The organism is Variovorax paradoxus NBRC 15149, from assembly GCF_001591365.1.
In the GTDB taxonomy this organism is placed as follows: Bacteria; Pseudomonadota; Gammaproteobacteria; order Burkholderiales; family Burkholderiaceae_C; genus Variovorax; species Variovorax paradoxus.
Map to the genome: position 1 here is coordinate 1636041 of NZ_BCUT01000001.1, position 20771 is coordinate 1656811.

Here is a 20771-nt window from a genome sequence, read left to right on the forward strand (position 1 = left end):
TGGGCGAGGATCGGCGGGCGGCGCATGGCGTCCGGCTCGATGCAGGTGTGCATCCGCCGGAACCGCATCCACTGGCGCCCCTCCGATTTCTCTCCCCCCGCCCGGTCGTACCGACCATCTATCGCGCGGCGGGCGCGGAGGAATCATCATCATGAACAAGCGAGCCATCGCTCCAGGCAGTGCGCCGACGCCGGGAACCGTGTGGTTCGTCGGTGCGGGCCCGGGCGATCCGGAACTCATCACCGTCAAGGGCCGCGGCCTCGTCGAGCGCGCCGGGGCGATCCTGTTCGCGGGCTCGCTCGTGAGCGAAACCGCCATGCGCTGGGCGCGGCCGGACTGCGCCATTGCCGACAGCAAGGACATGACGCTCGAGCAGATGTCGGCCTGGCTGATCGCGCAGGCCGCGCGCTGCGAGACCGTGGTGCGCCTGCAGACCGGCGACCCGGGCCTGTACGGCGCACTGATCGAGCTGGTGCAGCCGCTGGATGCGGCGGGCGTGCCGATCGGCGTGGTGCCGGGCGTGTCCTCCGCCATGGCCTCGGCGGCGGCGGCGGTGGAAAGCCTCACGCTGCCCGAGGTCACGCAGACCGTGATCTTCACGCGCGTCGAAGGCCGCACGCCCATGCCCGAGGGCGAGTCGCTCGAGGCGCTCGCCGCGCACCACAGCACGCTGTGCATCTTCCTGAGCATCACCCTGATGGGCAAGGTCACGGCCGCGCTCACGGCCGCCGGCTGGTCGCCCGATGCGCCCGTGGTGGTGGTTCACAAGGCAAGCTGGCCGGGCGAAGAGAAGATCGTGCGCGGCACGGTCGCGACCATCCAGGCGCTGTGCCGCGAGGCCCGCATCGCGAGCCAGTCGATGATCATCGCCAGCCCCACGCTGGGCGCGCGGCAGTGGACCACGCTCGCCAAATCCAAGCTCTACGACGCGAGCTTCACGCACCGCTTCCGGCGCGCGAGCGTTCCCGTCCAAACCCTGCGCCAGGAACTCCCATGAACTCCGAAACCATTCTGCTGGTGGGCCACGGCTCGCGCGAAAAATCCGGCAACGACGAGATCGAGGCCTTTGCCGCGCAATGGCGCGAGCGGCAGCCGGGCTGGCGCATCGAGGTCTGCTTCATCGAGTTCTCCGAGATCACGATGAGCGAGGGCCTGCGCCGCGCGGCCGAGAGCGCGCGGCGCGTGATCGTGGTGCCGCTCATCCTCAATGCCGCGGGCCACGTGAAGATGGACGTGCCGCAGGCCATCGACGGCGCCCGGCTCAAGTACCCGATGGTGCAGTTCCTCTACGCGCCGCACCTCACGGCCTGCGATCCGATCCTCGCGATCCTCAAGCGCCGCCTCAAGGACGCGATGCAGGCGCTCGACATGCCCGACCCGACCACCACCGGCGTGGTGATCCTGGGCCGGGGTTCGTCGGACCGCCAGGCCAATGGCGACATGGCCAAGATGGCGCGCTGGCTGATGGAGGAGACCGACCACGAGCTGGTCGACCTTGCCTTCACCGGCATCACCTACCCGCGCCTGGAGAAGGCCGTGCAGCGCCAGGGCCTGCTGGGCATGAAGCAGGTGGTGGTGCTGCCCTACTACCTGTTCAACGGCACGCTGGTCGAACGCATCGCGCGCCAGGTCGAGCACCTGAAGGCGCAGTACCCGACGATCCGTTTCGTTTCCACGCGCTACTTCGGCTTCGAGCCCGAGATCTTCGCGCTGCTCGAACAGCGCGTGGACGACCTGCGGCGCGGCGCGCCGGCCGCGCTCATGCCTTGCGACGGCTGCAAGTTCCGCGACTTTGCGGTGGAGCACGGGCTGGGCGGCCACCACCATGGCGATGCGGCGGCGCACGGCCACGACCACGACCACGATCACGACCACGCGCATGGCCACGTCCATGCGCACGACGCGGTGCCGGCGCTGCGATGAAGCCGACGCACGCCCCGGCGGCCAACGTCGTCACCGAGCAGCTCACCGCGGCGGGCCGCGCCATCGAGCACGACTCCTTCGCGGTGATCGACCGCGAGGTGGCCTCGCATGCCTACACGGCCGACCAGTGGCCCGTGGTGCGCCGCATGATCCATGCGAACGCCGACTTCGACTTCAACGGCCTGACCGACTTCCACCCGGAGGCAGTCGACGCCGCCATTGCCGCCATCCGCTCGCGCGCCAGCCGCGTGCTGGCCGATGTCGAGATGATCTGCGTCGGCCTCTCGGCGCCGCGCCTCGCGCACTTCGGCATGGGCACTCACCAGTTCATCAGCGACCCGGACGTGATCTCGCAGGCGATGGCCGAAGGCACCACGCGCGCGGTGCAGGCCATGCGCAAGGCGCACCGGCTCGGGCTGGTCGACGGCGCGATCGTCGGCATCGGCAATGCACCGACCGCGCTGATCGAGATCGTGCGGCTGATCCGCGAAGAGGGCGCGCGCCCCGCGCTGGTGGTGGGCATGCCGGTGGGCTTCGTGTCGGCGGCCGAATCGAAGGACCTGGCCGCGCTCGAAGACGAGGTGCCCTGGATCGTGATCCGCGGGCGCAAGGGCGGCTCCACGCTGGTGGTGGCCGCGATCCACGCGCTGCTGGGCCTGGCCGAGGCGCGCGAACACGCCGCATGATGGACAAGGGCGCGCCCCGCGGCACCCGCACCGGTTTCACGACCGGTGCGTGTTCGGCCGCGGCGGCGCGCGCGGCGGTGATCGGCCTGGTCACGGGCCAGGTGCCCGACCACGTCGAGTGCCTGCTGCCCAACGGTGATCTCGTGCGCTTCGCGGTACACGATGGCCGCGTCGACAGCGCGAGCGCGCACGCCATGGTCATCAAGGACGCCGGCGACGACCCCGACTGCACCGACAAGGCCCATCTCACGGCCGACGTGCGCCTGCTGCCCGATCTGGCGGGCCAGGTGGTGCTGGCCGGCGGCACCGGCGTGGGCACCGTCACCATGCCGGGCCTCGGGCTCGCCGTGGGCGGGCCGGCCATCAACCCGGTGCCGCGCCGCAACATCGAGGCGAACGTGCGCGCGGTGGGCGCGGCGCTGCTCGACGAGGTCGGCCTCGAAGTCGCGATCTCCGTGCCGCAGGGCGAGGAGATGGCCAAGAAGACGCTCAATGCGCGCCTGGGCATCCTCGGCGGCATTTCGATCCTCGGCACCACCGGCATCGTCAAGCCGTATTCCACCGCCGCCTACCGCGCGAGCGTGGTGCAGGGCGTGCAGGTGGCGGGCACGCTGGGCCATGGCGTGGTCGTGCTCACGACCGGCGGGCGCACCGAGAAATTCGTGATGGCCGAAATGCCGGAGCTGCCCGAGCCGGCCTTCGTGCAGATGGGCGACTTCCTGCGCTACGCGATGGGCGCCGCGGTCAAGGCCGGAATCCGGAAGGTGGTGATCGGCGGCATGGTCGGCAAGCTCACCAAGATCGCGCAGGGCGAGACCATCACCCACGCCGGCCGGGCCGAGGTCGACACCGGCCTGCTGGCCGACCTGGCCGCCGGACTCGGCGCGCCGCCCGATGTGTGCGATGCGATCCGCGGCAACGAGACCGCGCGCTATGCCGGCGAGCGCATGGACGCGCTCGGGCTCGGCACCGCCTTTCACACGGCGCTCGCGCAGCGCGTCATCCAGACGCTGCGCACGCGCTACCCCGACCAGTTCGAACTGAAGGTGCTGGTCTGCGACTTCGAAGGCCGAAAGATCGCGGAGGCCCCGTGAACGACAGCGAGAACAACAACATGACCAACAAATGCCGCATCCTCGGCGTGCTGGACGACGGCGATGCGAGCCTCGGGCGCGGCGCGATGGCCCACCTGCAAAAGGCGCAACTGGTGATCGGCGCCGCGCGCACGCTGGCGCTGTTCGCGCCGCACATCGCGCCCGGCGCGGTGCAGCGCGATCTCACGGGCGCGCTGTCGCAGGTGCCCGAATGGATCCGCGCCGCGCAGGCCGAAGAGCGCCGCGTGGTCGTGCTGGCCACCGGCGATCCGCTGTGCCATGGCATTGCGGCCTTCCTGGCCGCGCGCCTGTGCATCGAGGCGATCGAGGTCATTCCGAACGTATCGACGCTGCAGCTGGCCTGCGCGCGGCTCGGCCTGCCGTGGCAGGAGATGAAGTTTGCCTCCGTGCATGCGAAGGATGCGGGCGACTGGCTCCCCGGCTCGCCGCCCGCGCACGGCCTCTATGCGCTGCTGCGCGACATCCGCCAGCACGACCGGCTGGCCGTGCTCACCAGCCCCGACAACACGCCCGACCGCATCGCGCGCATGCTGGTGGCCGAAGGCCTGGCCGACGATTTCGAGATGGCCGTGGCCGAGCGCCTGTGCCAGCCCGAGGAGCGCGTGGTCAGCGGCATGCGCATCACGGCCGCGGCGCAGATGCGCTTTGCCGATCCGAACGTGGTGCTGCTCTGGCGCACGCGGCTGCGCGCGCCGCAGGTGCTGTTCGGCTTGCCGGATGCGAGCTTCGAGCAGCGCCATCCCGAGAAGGGCCTGATCACCAAGAACGAGGTGCGCGCCGTCTCGCTCGCGCGCATGCAGCTGCGCGCCGACAGCGTGGTGTGGGACATCGGCGCGGGCTCCGGCTCGGTCGGGCTGGAGGCCGCGCGGCTGTGCTGGCGCGGCCATGTCTACGCGATCGAGAAGAACGCGGACGACAGCGCCATCGTCGTGCGCAACCGCCAGGCCATGGGCATCAGCAACCACAGCCTGGTGCACGGCAAGGCGCCCGAGGGCCTGGCGGCCTGGGCCGATCCGGATGCGGTCTTCATCGGCGGCTCCGGCGGCGAGCTGGCAGAGCTCATCGCGCTGGTGCTGCGGCGCCTGCGGCCGGGCGGCTGGCTGGTGATGAACTTCGTGACCATCGAGAACCTCGCGGCTGCGGTCGAGGCGCTCAAGGCGCAGGGCGCGGCCTGGGACGTGCTGCAGCTGCAGGCCTCGCGCAGCAAGCCGATCCTGCACATGCACCGGCTCGCGGCCGAGAACCCGGTGTGGCTGGTCTGTGCGCAAGCAGGCGGTGTGGCATGACGGCACCCGGCATGCTCCACGGCGTATCGCTCGGCCCGGGCGATCCGGACCTGATCACGCGCCGCGCCTGGTCCCTGCTGACGCGCGCCGATGCGGTCTGGACCTACCCGGTGCGCAGCCTGCGCAAGGAAAGCTACGCGCTCGACATCGCGCTGCGCGCCGGCCTGTCGGCGCCCGCGCAGCACCAGGCGCTGCTGTTCCCGATGACCCACGACGCCGAGAAGCTCGCGCGCCACTGGCTGAAGGCCGCGGAGACCGTGCAGGCGCTGCTGGCCACCGGGCAGGACGTGCTGTTCCTGGTCGAGGGCGATGCCTCCACCTACGCGAGCTTCTGCTACCTGGCGCGCGTGCTGCGCGAGCTCGACCCGGCCGCGCGCATCGACGTGGTGCCCGGCGTCACCTCGTTCAACGCGGCCTGCGCGCGCCTGCAGCTGCCGCTCTCGGAGCAGGACGACACCGTGGCCATCGTGCCGGCGGCCTACGGCATTGCGGCGGTCGAGAAGATGCTGGACGACTTCGACACGCTGGTGCTCATGAAGGTCAAGCCGCTGCTCGACGACCTGATCGACCTGCTGGCGCGGCGCGGCCTGCTCGCGCACAGCCGCTTCATCGAAAAGGCCGGCTCGCCGGTCGAACGCATCGTGCACGACGTGGCCAGCCTGAAGGGCAGCAAGGTCAACTACTTGTCGCTGCTGCTGGTGAAGAACCCCGGCCGCGAACGCGGCGAACTGGTGCGCGGCTGCCGCAAGAAGACCAGCACCGAAATCGAAGAGGACAACCCGAATGACGAATGAAGCCGCACCCCGTGTGGTGCTTGTGGCCATCACCAAACATGGCGCGCAGCAGGCCGCCGGCCTGGCCCGCCAGCTGCCGGAGGCCAGCGTGTGCGTGGCGGACAAGTTCGCGCCGCTCATGGCCGGCTTGCCCAACCCGGTGCGCGCCTACGCGGGCGCCTTCCGCGACGAGATCGCAGCGCTGTTCGCGGACTTCGACCAGGTCGTGTTCTTCGTCTCGCTCGGTGCCGTGGTGCGGCTGATCGCGCCGCACCTCAAGAGCAAGGACGAGGACCCGGGCGTGCTGGTGGTGGACGACGCCGCGCAGTTCGTGATTCCGGTGCTCTCGGGCCACGTGGGTGGCGCCAACGCGATGGCCGAGCAGGTCGCTTCGCTGCTGGGCGCCACGCCGGTGCTGACCACCGCGTCGGACGTGGGCAAGACGATTCCGGTCGACATCCTCGGCCGCGAGCTCGGCTGGAAGGTGGAGGCACCCAAGATCAACATCACGCGCGTCTCGGCCCATGTGGTGAACGGCGAGCCGATTGCGGTGGTGCAGGAAGCGGGCAGCGCCGGCTGGTGGACCCGCCCCACGCCCCTGCCCGCCAACATCCACCGCTTCGCGCGCTTCGACGAGGTCGACCTCGCGCGCTTCAAGGCCGTGCTGTGGATCACGCAGGCCGAAGTCAGCGCCGAACGCTGGAGCGCGCTGGCCGAGCGGCTCGTCGTCTATCGGCCGCCGCTATGAGCACCGTGCGCTACGCCATCGGCTTGGGCTGCGACCGCGGCACGCCGCAGGCCACGCTGCAGCAGGCGATCGACGAAGCGCTGGCCGGCATCGGCACGCAGCTCGCGCAGGTGGCGGCGGCAGCCAGCATCGACCTGAAGGCCGACGAACCGGGCCTGCTGGCACTGGCCGCGGCCCACGGCTGGGCGTTGCGCTTCTACTCTGCCGCGCAGCTGGCAGAAGTGCCCGTGCCGCATCCGTCGGAAACGGTGCGCCGCCACACCGGCACGCCTTCGGTCAGCGAGGCGGCCGCGCTGCTGGCCGGCGGCGGCCTGCCGATGGCGGCGCTGGTCGTCCCCAAGCACAAGCACCGCGGCGCCGACGGGCGCCACGCGACGGTCTCGATCGCGCGCATGTCCTGATGAACTCCAACCCTCACTCTCTCGAATGGAACCCGCAATGAACGCCTCCTCCACGCACACCACTTCCCACACCGGCGGCTTCGCCCATGCCGGCACGGCGCGCAGCCTGCTGCTGCAATTGGCCGGCGCCGCAGCGCTGGGCCTGTTCGTCCTGTACGGCGTCGCCTTTGCCGAAAGCCCGCTCGCGCACAACGCCGCGCACGACGTGCGCCACGTCACGGTCAAGCCCTGCCACTGAGCGCGGAGCGTCCCATGATCTTCCAACGACTGATCTGGTCCGCGCTGGCGGCGGCCGTGCTGGTGGGCAGCGTGCAGACCGGCGTGCAGCAGTGGCAGGCCACGCCGATCATCCAGGCGGCCGAAAGCTACGAATCGCAGAAGGCCGCGCCTGCAGGCCACGGCCATGACGCGGCGCATGCCCACGGCGCTGCCGCGGATGAAGTTCAATGGCAGCCCGAGGACGGCGCCGAGCGCAGCTTCTGGAGCTGGGTCGCCAACATGCTGCATGCCTTCAGCATGGCGCTGCTGGTGCTTGCGGCAATGGGCGTCTGCCTCTGGCGCGGCACGCGCATGCGCTCGCTGCCGCTGGCGCTGCTGGTGTCTGCCGCCGGCTGGCTGAGCTTTCACTTCTGGCCGTCGCTCGGGCTGCCGGCCGAGATCCCCGGCATGGATGCGGCCCGGCTGGGTTCGCGCCAGGGCTGGTGGGTGCTGGCCGCAGCCGGCGCGGCGCTGGCCTGCATCTCGCTCGCGGGCCTGCGCAGTGCCTTGCGCTGGCCCGCGGCTGCGGCCTGGCTCGCGCTGCCTTTCGTGGTGGGTGCGCCGCAGGCCGCAGGCGATCCTTTCGCGGGCTTCGGGCCCGAGGCACAGGCCGCGCTGCGGACGCTCGATGCGCGCTTCATCTGGGTGACCACCTGGATCTCGCTGAGCTTCTGGGCCTCGACGGGCGTGGCCTGCGGCCTGGCCTTCGAGCGCTGGCTGCGGCCGGTGCTGGCCGCTGCGTTCGGCAATTCGCGCACCGCGCCGGCACTGGAGGTGAATCCATGAGCGGCAAGATTTCATTGGTCGGCATCGGGCCCGGCCACCACGACCACATGACGGGCCGCGCGCTGGCCGCGATCGCCGAAGCCGACGTGGTGGTCGGCTACAGCACCTACATCAAGCTGGTGGCCGACCTGCTCGAGGGCAAGGAAGTGATCCGCAAGGGCATGACCGAGGAGCTCGACCGCGCGGTCAATGCGCTCGAATGTGCCCGCGAGGGCAAGAAGGTGGCGCTGATCTCCAGCGGCGATGCCGGCGTCTACGGCATGGCCGGCCCGACCTACGAGGTGCTGTTCCAGGCCGGCTGGACGCCGGACTCCGACATCGCCGTCGAGGTGGTGCCCGGCGCGTCGGCCATCAACGCCTGCGCGGCGCTGGTGGGCGCGCCGCTCACGCACGACTTCTGCTCGATCTCGCTGAGCGACCTGCTCACGCCCTGGCCCGTGATCGCGCGGCGGCTCGACGCGGTGGCGGCGGCCGACTTCGTGGTGGCTCTCTACAACCCGAAGAGCGGGCGGCGCACCCAGCAGATCGTGCAGGCGCAGCAGCTCTTCCTGCGGCACCGGCGGCCGGACACGCCGGTGGCGGTGGTCAAGTCGGCCTACCGCCGGCGCGAGCGCATCGAGTTCACCACGCTTGCCCACATGAGCGAGTGCGACATCGGCATGCTGACGACGGTGCTCATCGGCAACAGCCACACCTTCGTGCAGCACGGCCTCATGGTCACGCCGCGCGGCTATGCCAACAAGTACGACCTGGACGATGGCGGCAACACGCGCAGCGGCGAGAAGCCAGGCCGCTCGCTGTCGACCGGCCTGCTGGGCTGGATGGCCAACCTGCGCGCCGACCATGCCGAAGGCGCGAGCGCCGCCGCGCTGGCGGCGCAGCACCGCCTGCCCGTCGATTACATCGAGGCCGTGCTGGCCGCACCGGCCGAGGAAGAAGAAAGCCCCGCGGCCGCGCCGCTCGAGGAGACGCAGGAATGAGCGAGGTGGTCAAGCCCAAGATCGGCGGCTACAAGCGCCACCTGCTGGTCTGCACGGGACCGCGCTGCAGCCCCGACGGCGCCTCGCAGGACCTGTTCGACAGCCTGGGCGACAAGTTCAAGGCCGCGGGCCTGAACGAGGGTGCACTGCGCGTCAAGCGCAGCCGCGTCGGCTGCTTCGCGGCCTGCAAGGGCGGGCCGGTGATGTGCGTGCAGCCCGACGGCACCTGGTACTACAACGTCACGCCGGAGAACATGGACCGCATCCTGTCGCAGCACCTGGTGGGCGGCGTGGTGGTGGAAGACCTGGTGTTCCACCAGGGACCGGGCCTCGCGCCAGACACGGCCGCCTGAGGCGCTGCAGTCGCACGCCGGCTATTCGACAAAGAGCAGCGCCGGGCATTCGAGCGAGGCGCGCACGGCCTGCACGAACTCGGCCGCCAGCTGGCCGTCGACCACGCGGTGGTCGAAGGAGGATGACAGGTTCATCATGCGGCGCGCGACCACGGCGCCATCCTTCATCACCGGGCGCTGCACGATGCGGTTGACGCCGACGATCGCCGCCTCGGGCGCATTGATGATCGGCGTGGACGCGATGCCGCCCAGCGCGCCGAGGCTGGTGACGGTAATGGTCGAGCCGCTCAGCTCGTCGCGCGTGGCGCGGCCCGCGCGCGCGGCCTCGGCCAGGCGCGCGATCTCGGTTGCGCTGGACCAGGGGTCGCGCGCTTCGGCGTGGCGCAGTACCGGCACCATGAGGCCCACGGCGGTCTGGGTCGCGATGCCGGCATGCACTGCGCCGTGGCGCGTGAGCACGCCGGTCTCGTCGTCGAAGCGGGCATTGACCTGCGGAAAGCGCGGCACCGCCAGCACGATGGCGCGCACCAGCAGCGGCAGCAGCGTCAGGTGCGCCCGCTCGCTGCCCCAGCGTTCGTTGAGCCGCGCGCGCAGCAGCTCCAACTCGGTCACGTCGACTTCCTCGACGTAGGTGAAGTGCGGGATGCGGCGCATCGCATCCTGCATGCGCTGCGCGATGCGGCGGCGCACGCCGGTCACGGGCACGGCCTCCTCGTCGTGGCGCTCCGCGTAACGCGGCGGGCCCGGCGCCTGCGCGCCCTGCCTGCGGAGCAGCCAGGCGTCGAGGTCCTCGTGCAGGATGCGGCCGTCCGCGGCGCTGCCCGGCACCTGCTGCAGATCGATGCCGAGCACCGCGGCGCGATGGCGCACCGCGGGTGCGGCGAGCGGCTTGCCGGCCGATGAGGATATGCGCACGGCCGGAGCGGATGTCGCCGCAGCTGCTACCGCCGGTGCAGGTGCCGGCACGGGCGCGGACGCGCGTGCGTGCGCGGCCGGCACCTGCACCGCCTCACCCTGCGCCTCCACGTCGATCCGTATCAGCTCCGCGCCCACCGCGAGCTGCTGCCCCACTTCGCCGCCGAGCGCGAGCACCCGGCCCGCGACCGGCGAGGGAATCTCGACGGTGGCCTTGTCGGTCATCACGTCGGCCAGCACCTGGTCTTCCGCCACCGTGTCGCCGGGCTGCACGCGCCACGCCACCAGCTCCACCTCGGCAATGCCTTCGCCAAGGTCCGGCACCTTGATTGCATGCGTGGCCATTCAGTTCTCCATGACGCGGCGCATCGCCGCGCCGACGCGCGCCGGCCCCGGAAAGTAGGCCCACTCCTGCGCATGCGGATAGGGCGTGTCCCAGCCGGCCACGCGCTCGATCGGCGCCTCCAGGTGGTGGAAGCAATGCTCCTGCACCAGTGCCACCAGCTCGGCGCCGAAGCCGTTGGTGCGCGTGGCCTCGTGCACGATCACGCAGCGGCCGGTCTTCTTCACCGAGGCGACCAGCGTCTCCAGGTCCAGCGGCCACAGGCTGCGCAGGTCGATGATCTCGGCATCGATGCCGGTCTCGCGTGCGGCCGCTTCCGAGACGAACACCATGGTGCCGTAGCTGATCACCGTCAGGTCGGCGCCGGGGCGGAACACGGTGGCCGACTCCAGCGGCACCGTGTAGTAGCCCTCGGGCACCTCGCCGAGCGGATGCGCCGACCACGACACCAGCGGCCGCTCGTGGTGGCCGTCGAAGGGGCCGTTGTACAGCCGCTTGGGCTCCAGGAAGATGACGGGGTCGTCGTTCTCGATCGAGGCGATCAGGAGGCCCTTGGCATCGCGCGGATTGGAAGGCATCACCGTGCGCAGCCCGCAGACGTGCGTGAACAGCGCCTCGGGACTCTGGCTGTGCGTCTGGCCGCCGTAGATGCCGCCGCCGCAGGGCATGCGGATGGTGATCGGCGCGGTGAAGTCGCCGGCCGAGCGGTAGCGCAGGCGCGCCGCCTCGGACACGATCTGGTCGTAGGCCGGATAGACGTAGTCGGCAAACTGCACTTCCACCACCGGGCGCAGGCCGTAGGCGCCCATGCCGATGGCCGAGCCGACGATGCCGCCCTCGTTGATCGGCGCATCGAACACGCGCGAGCGGCCGTACTTGGCCTGCAGGCCTTCGGTGCAGCGGAACACGCCGCCGAAGTAGCCCACGTCCTGGCCATAGATGATCACGTTGTCGTCGCGCTCGAGCATCACGTCCATGGCGGAGCGCAGGGCCTGGATCATGGTCATCGAGGCCATGGCGTCAGCCCTCGGACGCGAGCTGCTCGCGCTGCCGCTTCAGGTGCTCGGGCATTTCCTTGTAGACGTCCTCGAACATGGTCGCGGCGCCGGCGACGTGGCCGTCGGCCATGGAGCCGAAGCGCTCGGCCTCCTTCAGCGCGGTGTTCACCTGCGCCTCCAGGTCGGCCTGCGTCTGCTCGTGCTCCTGCTGCGACCAGGCGCCGATGGACCTCAGGTGCTGCGCCAGGCGCGGGATCGGATCGCCCAGCGGAAAATGCGCCCAGTCGTCGGCCGGACGGTAGCGCGAGGGATCGTCCGAGGTCGAGTGCGCGCCGGCGCGATAGGTCACCCATTCGATCAGCGTCGGCCCGAGGTTGCTGCGGGCGCGCTCGGCGGCCCAGCGCGAGGCCGCCAGCACCGCGAGAAAGTCGTTGCCGTCGACGCGCAGCGATGCGATGCCGCAGCCCACGCCCCGCGCCGCGAAGGTGGTGGCCTCGCCGCCGGCAATCGCCTGGAAGGTCGAGATCGCCCACTGGTTGTTGACCACGTTGAGGATCACCGGCGCGCGGTACACGTGCGCGAAGGTCAGCGCCGTGTGGAAGTCCGACTCGGCGGTGGCGCCGTCGCCGATCCATCCCGAGGCAATGCGCGTGTCGCCCTTGATCGCCGAGGCCATGCCCCAGCCCACCGCCTGGATGAACTGCGTGGCCAGGTTGCCCGAGATCGAGAAGAAGCCGGCCCGCTTCATCGAATAGCACACCGGCAGCTGCCGTCCCTTGAGCGGATCGCGCTCGTTGGACATCAGCTCGCAGATCAGCTCGAGCAGCGTCACGTCGTCGCGCGCCAGCAGCAGGCCCTGCTGGCGGTAGGTGGGAAAGCACATGTCGCCCTGCTGCAGCACCAGCGCGTGGCCGGTGGCAATGGCCTCTTCGCCAAGGCACTGGATGTAGAACGATATTTTTTTCTGCCGCTGCGCGATCAGCATGCGGGCGTCGAAGGCGCGTGTCTTCATCATCGCGCGCAGGCCGCGGCGCAGCAGCTCGGGGTCGGCCTCGGGCGCCCACGGGCCGACTGCGCGGCCCTCGTCGTCGAGCACGCGCACCAGTGTGTAGGCCAGGTCGCTGGTGTCGGCCGGCGACGCGTCGACCGGGGGTTTTCGCACCTCGCCGGCGCGCGACAGGTGGAGATAGGAAAAGTCCGTCTCATGCCCCGGCCGCCCGGTGGGCTCCGGCACATGCAGACGAAGAGATACGCCCTGGCTCATCGCGTTGTCTCCGCGCTCGATGGAATCGCTCGCCAGCAAAGCCTAGCGAATTTCAGGCGGGAGCGCAGCCGGTCAAGCGCGTATTTTTTCTTGCGGGCGCGTCAGTCCTCGGCGTCGAAGAAAGCGAGCTTGCGCGCACGGGGCAATGCCTTGACCCTGATCTCCGCCCGCAGCGCGGCGCCCTTGTCGGGATAGGCGCGCGCTGCAAGCACGCGCAGCGGAGGACGCGCGCGCGTGAACTTGGCGCCGAGTCCGAACACATGCTGGAAGAAGCGCTGCTCCACGTCGAGCGCGATCCCTGCGTAGTACACGCCGCCTTCGCACTCCAGGAGATAGAGCCAGTAGGGCACGGGATCGGGGTCGGGCAGGGATCGGGGCATGGCGCGGATTGTGCAGCCGCAGCCGCCCTTCGCTGGAGTCGGCTTTGGCAAAGCGGCGAGGGGAACGCGCATTTGCGGGCGTACAGTGGGTGGCCGAGCCCACGCCCACGGCGGTTGCCGGAACGCTGTCGGGCTCTCCACGAATGGAGGTTGAACATGGCCCAGCATGCAATTACCGCTGTTCACTTCAGCGACGGAAAGATCGATCTCGTCGCGATTCACCCGGTGGTGGAGCAGGAGTTCGGCTCGACCGAATTCGCGCTTGGCGCGGCACGGCGCATCGGCATCGGCGAATGCGTGGAGCTCCTCGCCGCCGGCGAGGAAGTGTGCCTTGCACGGCGCACCGAAAGCCATGCCTGGGAGGTGGTTTGCGATGTCCAGCTCCTGCCGGGCGGCGCCGGCATCACCGGCGTCGACGTCGTGGGCCACCCCAACGATGCGCTGCACGAACTTCCTGCGTGGGACTGAGGGCGCAGCGGGCGAGCTATATTGCGCGCTCAGCAACAGACAGAGAAGAAATCACCATGGCAAAAGCCTACTGGGTCAGCGCGTACCGTGCCGTCAACGACGCCGACAAACTCGCGGCCTACGCAAAACTGGCCGGCCCGGCCATCACCGCCGGCGGCGGCCGCTTTCTTGCGCGCGGCCTGCCCGCCGAGGTCTACGAGTTCGGCCTGTCCCAACGCACCGTGCTGATCGAGTTCGACAGCGTCGAGCAGGCCAGGGCCGTGCACGACAGCCCCGACTACCAGGCCGCGCTTGACGCGCTGGGCGACGGCGCGGAACGGGACCTGCGGATCATCGAAGGGGTCTGAGACATCCAGGGGATCGGGCTCTCAGGGCATGTCCGGTGCCCTGGCTTTCACCGGCTGCGCTCGCCGTCGCGCACGGATTCGATTGCGCCGTTGTAGATGCGCACGACGCCAAGGAATGCACCGCGACCGCGGTCGTATGTCCATTCCTCCATGGGAACGCACTGGTTCGCAAGAATCGCCTGGGGACTGCCCGCGCGGTAGGGCGTCACGATCCAGCCGAGCTGCAGCATCGGCACGCAGACGCTCTGGCGATAGATCGGCTCGCCGCATTTCTGAAGCAGCGACACGGGCGAATCGCCCTTGCCCACGAGCGAACCGTTGCAGCCCATCGACTGGGAAGCTTCGGCGGACGGAACAAGGATGGCCATGAACGCCGCCGCGAGCCAAAGGCTCCAGTGGTGGGGGTGAGAACTTTTTGAGAGAAGCTCAGGCATTGTCCGTGCGCGCCATGCGCGGTGCATCGAAGCGCGCAGGCGCCTGCGGCAAGCCGGCCAGGTCCGCGCGGGCAAACTGGAAGCAGTCGATCCCGGCAGGAAGCACGACGCCCGTCTGCGCCGAGCTGGTCCAGATGTGCGAGCTGATCGACACGGAATTCGGGTCATCGAACGCCCCGCGAGAGATCCCGCGGTACTCGGGCCAGCGCTCGAACGTGAGCGTGAGCGTGGTGCCGCATCGGGGGCAGAAGTGGACATGCACCTGCCTCGAACTGCTTTCCGATTTGTGCGAGTACCTTGCCATCGGCTCGCCCGAGAACTGGACCGCGTCCACCGGATACATCGACTCCGCGTATGAGGTCGAACCCGTCACCCGCTGGCAGAACCTGCAGTGGCATTGCAAGGTGCGCATGGGCTCGCCCAGGGCGACGAAGCGCACGGCCCCGCACAGGCACCCTCCATCACGTCGAGTCGTCACGCCGATCGCCTCCTGTGCCAATGCCGCGGATAAGGTGCCATGGGATGCAATGCCTGGCAGTCAGTCCTGCTGCCGGAGGATCTTCTCCATCTTCCTGCCCTTCGCGAGCTCGTCGACCAGCTTGTCCAGGTAGCGGATCTTCTGCATCAGCGGATCGTCGACTTCCTCGACGCGGACGCCGCAGACCACGCCCTTGATCAATGCGCTGTTCGGATTCATGGCCGGAGCCTCCGCAAAGAAGGCCTCGAAATCCTTCCCCTGTTCGATCTGCCGCGCGAGGCCCGCCTGGTCATAGCCGGTCAGCCAGCGAATGATCTGATCCACTTCTTCCTTCGTCCGGTTCTTGCGTTCGGCCTTCTGGACGTACATCGGATAGACCTTCGCAAACGCCATCGCGAAAATTCGATGCTGAGGCATGGCCGCTCTCAAGCCTTCGGCAGGCGCCGCCTTGCCTTGACCGCCGACGCCAGGCCCTCGAGCACCGGCACCGTCTGGGCAAAGCCGATGCAGGCATCGGTGATCGAGACGCCGTGCTTCAGCGCCGCGCCGGGCTTCAGGTCCTGCCGGCCTTCCTCGAGATGGCTCTCGATCATGAGGCCCGTGATGCGCCGCTCGCCGGCCGCGATCTGCGCCGCCACGTCTTCGGCGACTACGATCTGCCGCTGGTGCTGCTTGCTGCTGTTGCCGTGCGACACGTCGATCATCACCTGCGGCCGCAGGCCGTTCGCCAGCAGCGCCTCGCAGCTCGAAGCCACATCCGCGGCCGAATAGTTGGGCGCCTTGCCGCCGCGCAGGATCACATGGCAGTCGTCGTTGCCGCGCGTCTCGAAGATCGCCGCCATGCCCATCTTGGTCATGCCCATGAAGGCATGCGGCGCACGCGCTGCGAGGATCGCGTCGGCCGCAACCTTCACGCTGCCGTCGGTGCCGTTCTTGAAGCCCACCGGGCAGCTCAGGCCCGACGCCAGCTGCCGATGGCTCTGGCTCTCGGTGGTGCGGGCGCCGATGGCACCCCAGGCGATCAGGTCGGCAATGAACTGCGGGCTCAGCAGGTCGAGGAACTCGGTGCCGGTCGGCAGGCCCAGCGTGGTCAGCTCGAGCAGCAGGCGCCGCGCGCGCTCCAGCCCTTCGTTGATCGCGAAGCTGCCGTCCAGGTGCGGGTCGTTGATGTAGCCCTTCCAGCCCACGGTGGTGCGCGGCTTCTCGAAATAGGCGCGCATCACGATCAGGAGGTCGTCCTGCAGCGAGTCGGCGACGGTCTTCAGGCGCTGCGCGTATTCGATGGCCTGGTCGTGGTCATGGATGGAGCATGGCCCAACCACCACGACCAGCCGGTCGTCGCGGCCGTGCAGCACGTCGGCGATGGCCGCGCGGCTGCCTTCGACCAGCGCCAGCGTGTTGTCGCGCACGGGCACGCGCTCCTGCAGCAAGGCAGGGGTGATGAGCGGACGGACCGCGCCGATGCGCACGTCGTCGATGCGGGTGGTGTCGAGCGTGCTGTCGCGGGAGCCGATCTCGGCATCGTGGAGGGGGTCGTCGAGGCGGGGCATGGTGGTGGCTGTGGTTTCGAACGGAGCTTGGCGGATTGTCCTCTTCCACAAGTACCTTAACCGCGCGGGTCGCTTCGCGGCGAACGGGCCTGCGCCCCGCTGGCCGCACCCAGGCTCTGTGCAATGAATGCCGCAAAGGGCTTGATGTCGCCCTGGCCGCTTGCTGAGTTCAGCGCGGCCATATAGCGATCGCGATCTTCGAGGCGCAACACCGTCCAGGGGAACCCGCCCGAGGCCAGCATGGCGTTCATGAGGAAGCGCCCGAGCCGCCCATTGCCGTCCATGTATGGATGAATGAAGACGAACATGAAATGGCCCAGCACCGCGCGCACGGCGGCCGAGGGCTCGTCGCGCAACAGCTCGAACAGGACCGGCATCATCTCGCGCACCGCTTCGCGCGGGGGCGGCACGTGCTGCGCGTTGCGGATGTAGACCTGATGGCCCCGGTAGCCCGCGAGATCCGATGCCGCGAGGAGGCCTGCGGTCACGCTGGGCGAGAACATCGCCCGGAACCAGGCACCGTGGTCGCCCTTGAGAACGTTCCCGGCGTTCGCGCCCGCGAAGATACTCTGGATGGACGCCTTGACCTCGTTGTGCGCAAGCCAATAGCCGTGCGCCGCCATCGCATCCCGGGATTGGTGGTCCTGCTCGTGGATGTCCTCGTTCCAGTCTCCGTTCGCGACGCGGCGAATCAGTTCCGGCGTGACTCTGTAGCCTTCGATGGACAGCGAGTGATAGGCATCGGTGACATAGGCGTCTTCGACCGCGCGCATGTATGCGGCAACGTCGTCAGGCCGGCCCGGCTCCTTCAGCGGGAAGGCGCTCGCCGCATCGTCGCGCATCGAGGCCCACATGAGCCGCAATCTGGAAACATAGGGGGACTCGATGCGGTCGCCCGGAACAATTCGCAGAGGGGTTTCGAATGGATTGGCCTCGGTGACCTGATTGCCCAAGGCCCGCATGAAACCGACGATGTCATCCGCGATCGCGTCCCGGCCCACCGCGCGGAACGCACCGGCGAGGCGGCCGGCAACCGTGCCGTGGTTGCCTTCCGCAAGCACGCGGCTCAGCTCGGACGCGTCGCTGATGGACAGCAGCGCGACTTGCGCGTCCTCGGCGGAGGCCCTGAAGAAGTTCTCCGGCACTTTCAGGAGCGCCTGGGCCAGTGTCATCGTACGGAGATTGCCGACGCTGTCGCGCCGGTCGGCCGCTGGAAAATCCCTCGCCTGGTAGTCCATGAGCGAGAACCCGTTCGGCAAGTCGAGCACGCCGTTCTTGCCCAGTGGCGCATGCACGACGACCTGCTTGGGCAGCAAGGTCGTCCCGGCGTGCAGTTTCAGCGAATATTCCGCCGACACGCACCAGTCGGAGCCGAATCGGGCGTTGCAGTAGGCGGCAATGAAGTCCTTCATCCCCGCGATCCACGGCGTCGTGTCACCAGCCTTGGCGGAAGGGCTGGCGGACATGTACCAACCCTGGATCACCGGCTGGAGAAACCCCGCGCCCACCAACGCTTCGCGATCCGCGCGAGAGAACTCGCCCGTATTGAAGACACTCCGGCCTTGCTCCTGCAAGGTCCGCAGTGCTTCCAGGGCGGTGGCGAGCCGCCGCTGCGCCGGGGTGGCTGTACGAACGGCGACGGGAGTTGCCATGTGCAGGGTCTCGCTTTGCTGGCGGCAGCTGGTAGTCGATTGCCAGGTTCTTTTGCCAGTTGATTGCTAGATTTTATTGCAAATTCATTGCTAGACTATCTTGCAAAGCCCACACTCACTCCACCGTCACGCTCTTTGCCAGGTTGCGCGGCTTGTCGACATCGGTGCCGCGCGCGCAGGCCGTGTGGTAGGCCAGCAACTGCAGCGGCACCACGTGCAGCAGCGGCGAGAGCGCGCCGTAGTGCTCGGGCATGCGGATCACGTGCAGGCCTTCGCTGCCCTTGATCCTGGTGTCGCCGTCGGCCAGCACGTAGAGCACGCCGCCGCGCGCGCGCACTTCCTGCAGGTTGCTCTTGAGCTTTTCGAGCAGGGTGTCGTTGGGCGCCACGGCCACCACGGGCATCTCGCTGGTCACCAGCGCGAGCGGGCCGTGCTTGAGTTCGCCGGCGGCGTACGCCTCGGCGTGGATGTAGGTCACTTCCTTGAGCTTGAGCGCGCCTTCGAGCGCAATCGGGTAGTGCAGGCCGCGGCCGAGGAACAGCGCGTTGTCCTTGCGCGCGAAGTCTTCGGCCCAGCCGATGATCTGCGGCTCGAGCGCGAGCACCGATTGCAGCGCGACGGGCAGGTGCCGCATCTCCTTCAGGTAGCGCGCCTCGTCGGCTTCGCTCAGGCGCCCCTTGGTCTGCGCGATGGCGAGCGTCAGCAGGAACAGGCCGGCCAGCTGCGTGGTGAAGGCCTTGGTCGAGGCCACGCCAATTTCCACCCCGGCGCGCGTGATGTAGGCCAGCTTGCATTCGCGCACCATGGCGCTGGTGGCCACGTTGCAGATGGTCAGCGTCTGTTCCATGCCAAGCGAGCGCGCATGCTTCAAGGCGGCCAGCGTGTCGGCCGTTTCGCCCGATTGGCTGATGGTGACCACCAGCGTCTTCGGATCGGGCACCGAATCGCGGTAGCGGTATTCGCTCGCGATCTCGACCTGCGTCGAGATCTTCGCGATGCTCTCGAGCCAGTACTTGGCGGTGCAGCCGCTGTAGTAGCTGGTGCCGCAGGCCAGGATGAGGATCTTGTCGATGTCCTTGAACACGCGGTGCGCGCTGGCACCGGTGGCGCCGTCCTGCCCGACGCCGTCGAACAGCTCGGGCACGATGCCGGCCACGCCCTCGAGCGTGTCGCCGATGGCGCGCGGCTGCTCGAAGATCTCCTTCTGCATGTAGTGGCGGTACGGGCCGAGCTCGGCCGCGCCGCTGTGCGCCTGCACGGTGCGCACCTGGCGCTGCACGGGCTTGTGGTGGCGGTCGACGATCCAGTACTTGCCGGGCTGCAGGTCGACCACGTCGCCTTCCTCGAGATAGACGATCTGGTCGGTCACGCCGGCCAGCGCCATGGCGTCGCTCGCGAGGAAGTTCTCGCCGCCCTCCTTGCCCGCGCCCAGGATCAGCGGCGAGCCGGCGCGCGCACCCACCACGCGCTGCGGCTCGTCGCGGCACATCACGGCAATGGCATAGGCGCCGTGCAGCTGCAGCACCGCGGCCTTCACGGCCTCGAACAGGTCGCCGTCGTAGAGGCTGTCGACGAGGTGGGCGATGACCTCGGTGTCGGTCTGGCTCTCGAACACGTAGCCCTTGGCCTCGAGCGCCGCGCGCAGGGTTTCGTGGTTTTCGATGATGCCGTTGTGCACCAGCGCGATGCGGCCTGGCCGCGCGCCCTGCGCGTCGGCGCCCGGGCCGTGGCTGAAGTGCGGATGGGCGTTGTGCACGGCAGGCGCGCCGTGCGTGGCCCAGCGCGTGTGGGCGATGCCGGTCAGGCCTTCGACATGGTCTTCGCGCACCTGCGTGACGAGGTCCGCCACGCGCGAGGTGGTGCGCGCCCGCGTGAGGCCGCCCGCATGGACCGCCACGCCGCAGGAGTCGTAGCCGCGGTATTCGAGCCTTTGCAGGCCCTGGACCAGGACCGGAACGATGTTGCGATGGGACGCTGCGCCGACGATGCCGCACATGGTGAGCTGCCTTTAATCTGGAGAAGAGGCTCGATGGTAGGAAGCGGATGAAAAAATATGCGGTCGAAATTCGATGGATTTCGAACTTTTCTTTCATCGACTCAGGTAGTTGGATTTTTATTCCATAATCCCATTGAATATGGAACCATTTTCCCCCGATGCAATAGACCTCCGCCTGCTCGACGCGCTCCAGCGCGATGCCTCGCAGACCAACCAGCGGCTGGCCGCCGAGGTCGGCATCTCGCCGCCCACCTGCCTGCGCCGCGTGCAACGCCTGCGGCAGGAGCGGCTGATCGAGCGCCAGGTCGCACTGCTCTCGCCCGACCGGCTTGCGGCGGTGCTGGGCCACGGCCTGCAGGCGGTGGTCGAGATTTCGCTGGACCGGCAGGACGCCGCGGCCCTCGATGCCTTCGAGGCCCGCGTGATCGCCGACGACGCCGTGCAGCAATGCTGGCGCGTCTCGCCGGGGCCGGACTTCGTGCTGGTGGTGGCGGCGCGCGACATGCCGGACTACAGCGCCCTGGCGCAGCGCCTGTTCACGGCCGACGGCAATGTGCGCAACGTCAAGGCCTTCTTCAGCCTGAAGCGCGCGAAGTTCGATCCCAGGGTGCCGCTCACGCCCTGAGGCGCCACGGCA

25 protein-coding genes are annotated in these 20771 nt (G+C 69.0%); 15 read left to right on the plus strand and 10 right to left on the minus strand.

Annotated features, from left to right (window positions below; all coding sequences use genetic code 11):
* Positions 1-151 precede the first annotated feature (151 nt).
* From cobM to VPA02S_RS07795, 12 genes are read left to right on the plus strand one after another with little or no spacing between them, the layout of a single operon-like run.
* Positions 152-997, plus strand: a complete 846-nt coding sequence (cobM, locus tag VPA02S_RS07740) for a precorrin-4 C(11)-methyltransferase (protein ID WP_018903601.1) — start codon at positions 152-154, stop codon at positions 995-997.
* Complete coding sequence (locus VPA02S_RS07745) at positions 994-1923, plus strand: sirohydrochlorin chelatase (protein WP_012746172.1); 930 nt, start codon at positions 994-996, stop codon at positions 1921-1923. Before cobM ends, VPA02S_RS07745 begins: the two co-directional genes overlap by 4 nt.
* The gene (locus VPA02S_RS07750; RefSeq protein WP_012746171.1) at positions 1920-2609 is read left to right on the plus strand and encodes a precorrin-8X methylmutase; all 690 of its coding nucleotides are present in this window, start codon (positions 1920-1922) and stop codon (positions 2607-2609) included. The genes VPA02S_RS07745 and VPA02S_RS07750 overlap by 4 nt, the downstream gene beginning before the upstream one ends.
* The gene (locus VPA02S_RS07755) at positions 2606-3703 is read left to right on the plus strand and encodes a cobalt-precorrin-5B (C(1))-methyltransferase (protein ID WP_012746170.1); all 1098 of its coding nucleotides are present in this window, start codon (positions 2606-2608) and stop codon (positions 3701-3703) included. The genes VPA02S_RS07750 and VPA02S_RS07755 overlap by 4 nt, the downstream gene beginning before the upstream one ends.
* On the plus strand, positions 3700-5010 hold the full coding sequence (locus VPA02S_RS07760) for a bifunctional cobalt-precorrin-7 (C(5))-methyltransferase/cobalt-precorrin-6B (C(15))-methyltransferase (protein WP_062363110.1): 1311 nt from the start codon (positions 3700-3702) through the stop codon (positions 5008-5010). The genes VPA02S_RS07755 and VPA02S_RS07760 overlap by 4 nt, the downstream gene beginning before the upstream one ends.
* Entirely contained in the window at positions 5007-5804 is a 798-nt protein-coding gene (gene cobI / locus VPA02S_RS07765; RefSeq protein WP_012746168.1) for a precorrin-2 C(20)-methyltransferase, read from the plus strand. Before VPA02S_RS07760 ends, cobI begins: the two co-directional genes overlap by 4 nt.
* Positions 5794-6531, plus strand: a complete 738-nt coding sequence (locus tag VPA02S_RS07770) for a cobalamin biosynthesis central domain-containing protein (RefSeq protein WP_012746167.1) — start codon at positions 5794-5796, stop codon at positions 6529-6531. Before cobI ends, VPA02S_RS07770 begins: the two co-directional genes overlap by 11 nt.
* On the plus strand, positions 6528-6932 hold the full coding sequence (locus VPA02S_RS07775; RefSeq protein ID WP_012746166.1) for a cobalamin biosynthesis protein: 405 nt from the start codon (positions 6528-6530) through the stop codon (positions 6930-6932). Before VPA02S_RS07770 ends, VPA02S_RS07775 begins: the two co-directional genes overlap by 4 nt.
* 37 nt (positions 6933-6969) lie before the next feature.
* Positions 6970-7170: a CbtB domain-containing protein gene (locus VPA02S_RS07780; RefSeq protein WP_012746165.1), complete on the plus strand. Its 201-nt coding sequence runs from the start codon at positions 6970-6972 to the stop codon at positions 7168-7170.
* A gap of 14 nt (positions 7171-7184) precedes the next feature.
* Positions 7185-7976 (plus strand): CbtA family protein, encoded by a 792-nt coding sequence (locus VPA02S_RS07785; protein ID WP_012746164.1) that lies wholly within the window; start codon positions 7185-7187, stop codon positions 7974-7976.
* Entirely contained in the window at positions 7973-8956 is a 984-nt protein-coding gene (gene cobJ / locus VPA02S_RS07790; RefSeq protein ID WP_012746163.1) for a precorrin-3B C(17)-methyltransferase, read from the plus strand. Before VPA02S_RS07785 ends, cobJ begins: the two co-directional genes overlap by 4 nt.
* Positions 8953-9309: a (2Fe-2S) ferredoxin domain-containing protein gene (locus tag VPA02S_RS07795; RefSeq protein ID WP_012746162.1), complete on the plus strand. Its 357-nt coding sequence runs from the start codon at positions 8953-8955 to the stop codon at positions 9307-9309. The genes cobJ and VPA02S_RS07795 overlap by 4 nt, the downstream gene beginning before the upstream one ends.
* 21 nt (positions 9310-9330) lie before the next feature.
* Here VPA02S_RS07795 and VPA02S_RS07800 read toward each other — a convergent pair whose 3' ends face one another.
* The 4 genes from VPA02S_RS07800 to VPA02S_RS07815 form a co-directional block, all read right to left on the minus strand.
* Positions 9331-10569, minus strand: a complete 1239-nt coding sequence (locus VPA02S_RS07800; protein WP_012746161.1) for a dihydrolipoamide acetyltransferase family protein — start codon at positions 10567-10569, stop codon at positions 9331-9333.
* The gene (locus VPA02S_RS07805) at positions 10570-11583 is read right to left on the minus strand and encodes an alpha-ketoacid dehydrogenase subunit beta (protein WP_012746160.1); all 1014 of its coding nucleotides are present in this window, start codon (positions 11581-11583) and stop codon (positions 10570-10572) included.
* 4 nt (positions 11584-11587) lie between these two features.
* Positions 11588-12829, minus strand: coding sequence for a 3-methyl-2-oxobutanoate dehydrogenase (2-methylpropanoyl-transferring) subunit alpha (locus tag VPA02S_RS07810; RefSeq protein WP_012746159.1), 1242 nt, complete (start codon positions 12827-12829; stop codon positions 11588-11590).
* 101 nt (positions 12830-12930) lie between these two features.
* Positions 12931-13209 carry a GIY-YIG nuclease family protein gene (locus VPA02S_RS07815; RefSeq protein WP_012746158.1) on the minus strand — a complete coding sequence of 93 codons (279 nt, stop codon included), beginning with the start codon at positions 13207-13209 and terminating at the stop codon, positions 12931-12933.
* Between the two features lie 156 nt (positions 13210-13365).
* Here VPA02S_RS07815 and VPA02S_RS07820 point away from each other — a divergent pair, with 156 nt between their 5' ends.
* A complete protein-coding gene (locus VPA02S_RS07820; RefSeq protein ID WP_012746157.1) occupies positions 13366-13677 on the plus strand; it encodes a hypothetical protein in 312 nt (103 codons plus the stop codon).
* Between the two features lie 56 nt (positions 13678-13733).
* Positions 13734-14024, plus strand: a complete 291-nt coding sequence (locus tag VPA02S_RS07825; RefSeq protein WP_012746156.1) for a DUF1330 domain-containing protein — start codon at positions 13734-13736, stop codon at positions 14022-14024.
* Positions 14025-14071: 47 nt separating this feature from the next.
* Here the strand turns inward: VPA02S_RS07825 and VPA02S_RS07830 are convergent, their stop codons facing one another.
* The 6 genes from VPA02S_RS07830 to glmS all read right to left on the minus strand — a co-directional run bounded on the left by VPA02S_RS07830 (position 14072) and on the right by glmS (position 20134).
* Positions 14072-14392, minus strand: coding sequence for a DUF2845 domain-containing protein (locus tag VPA02S_RS07830; protein WP_012746155.1), 321 nt, complete (start codon positions 14390-14392; stop codon positions 14072-14074).
* Between the two features lie 58 nt (positions 14393-14450).
* Positions 14451-14936, minus strand: coding sequence for a GFA family protein (locus VPA02S_RS07835; RefSeq protein ID WP_012746154.1), 486 nt, complete (start codon positions 14934-14936; stop codon positions 14451-14453).
* 60 nt (positions 14937-14996) lie between these two features.
* A complete protein-coding gene (locus tag VPA02S_RS07840; RefSeq protein ID WP_062363113.1) occupies positions 14997-15353 on the minus strand; it encodes a DUF2200 domain-containing protein in 357 nt (118 codons plus the stop codon).
* Positions 15354-15361: 8 nt separating this feature from the next.
* Complete coding sequence (locus VPA02S_RS07845; RefSeq protein ID WP_012746152.1) at positions 15362-16486, minus strand: 3-deoxy-7-phosphoheptulonate synthase; 1125 nt, start codon at positions 16484-16486, stop codon at positions 15362-15364.
* A gap of 56 nt (positions 16487-16542) precedes the next feature.
* Complete coding sequence (locus VPA02S_RS07850) at positions 16543-18138, minus strand: Fic family protein (protein ID WP_062363116.1); 1596 nt, start codon at positions 18136-18138, stop codon at positions 16543-16545.
* A 115-nt stretch (positions 18139-18253) separates the two neighbouring features.
* A complete protein-coding gene (glmS, locus tag VPA02S_RS07855; RefSeq protein ID WP_018903607.1) occupies positions 18254-20134 on the minus strand; it encodes a glutamine--fructose-6-phosphate transaminase (isomerizing) in 1881 nt (626 codons plus the stop codon).
* 139 nt (positions 20135-20273) lie between these two features.
* Between glmS and VPA02S_RS07860 the strand changes: the two genes are divergently transcribed.
* Positions 20274-20759 (plus strand): Lrp/AsnC family transcriptional regulator, encoded by a 486-nt coding sequence (locus tag VPA02S_RS07860; RefSeq protein ID WP_012746149.1) that lies wholly within the window; start codon positions 20274-20276, stop codon positions 20757-20759.
* Positions 20760-20771 lie beyond the last annotated feature (12 nt).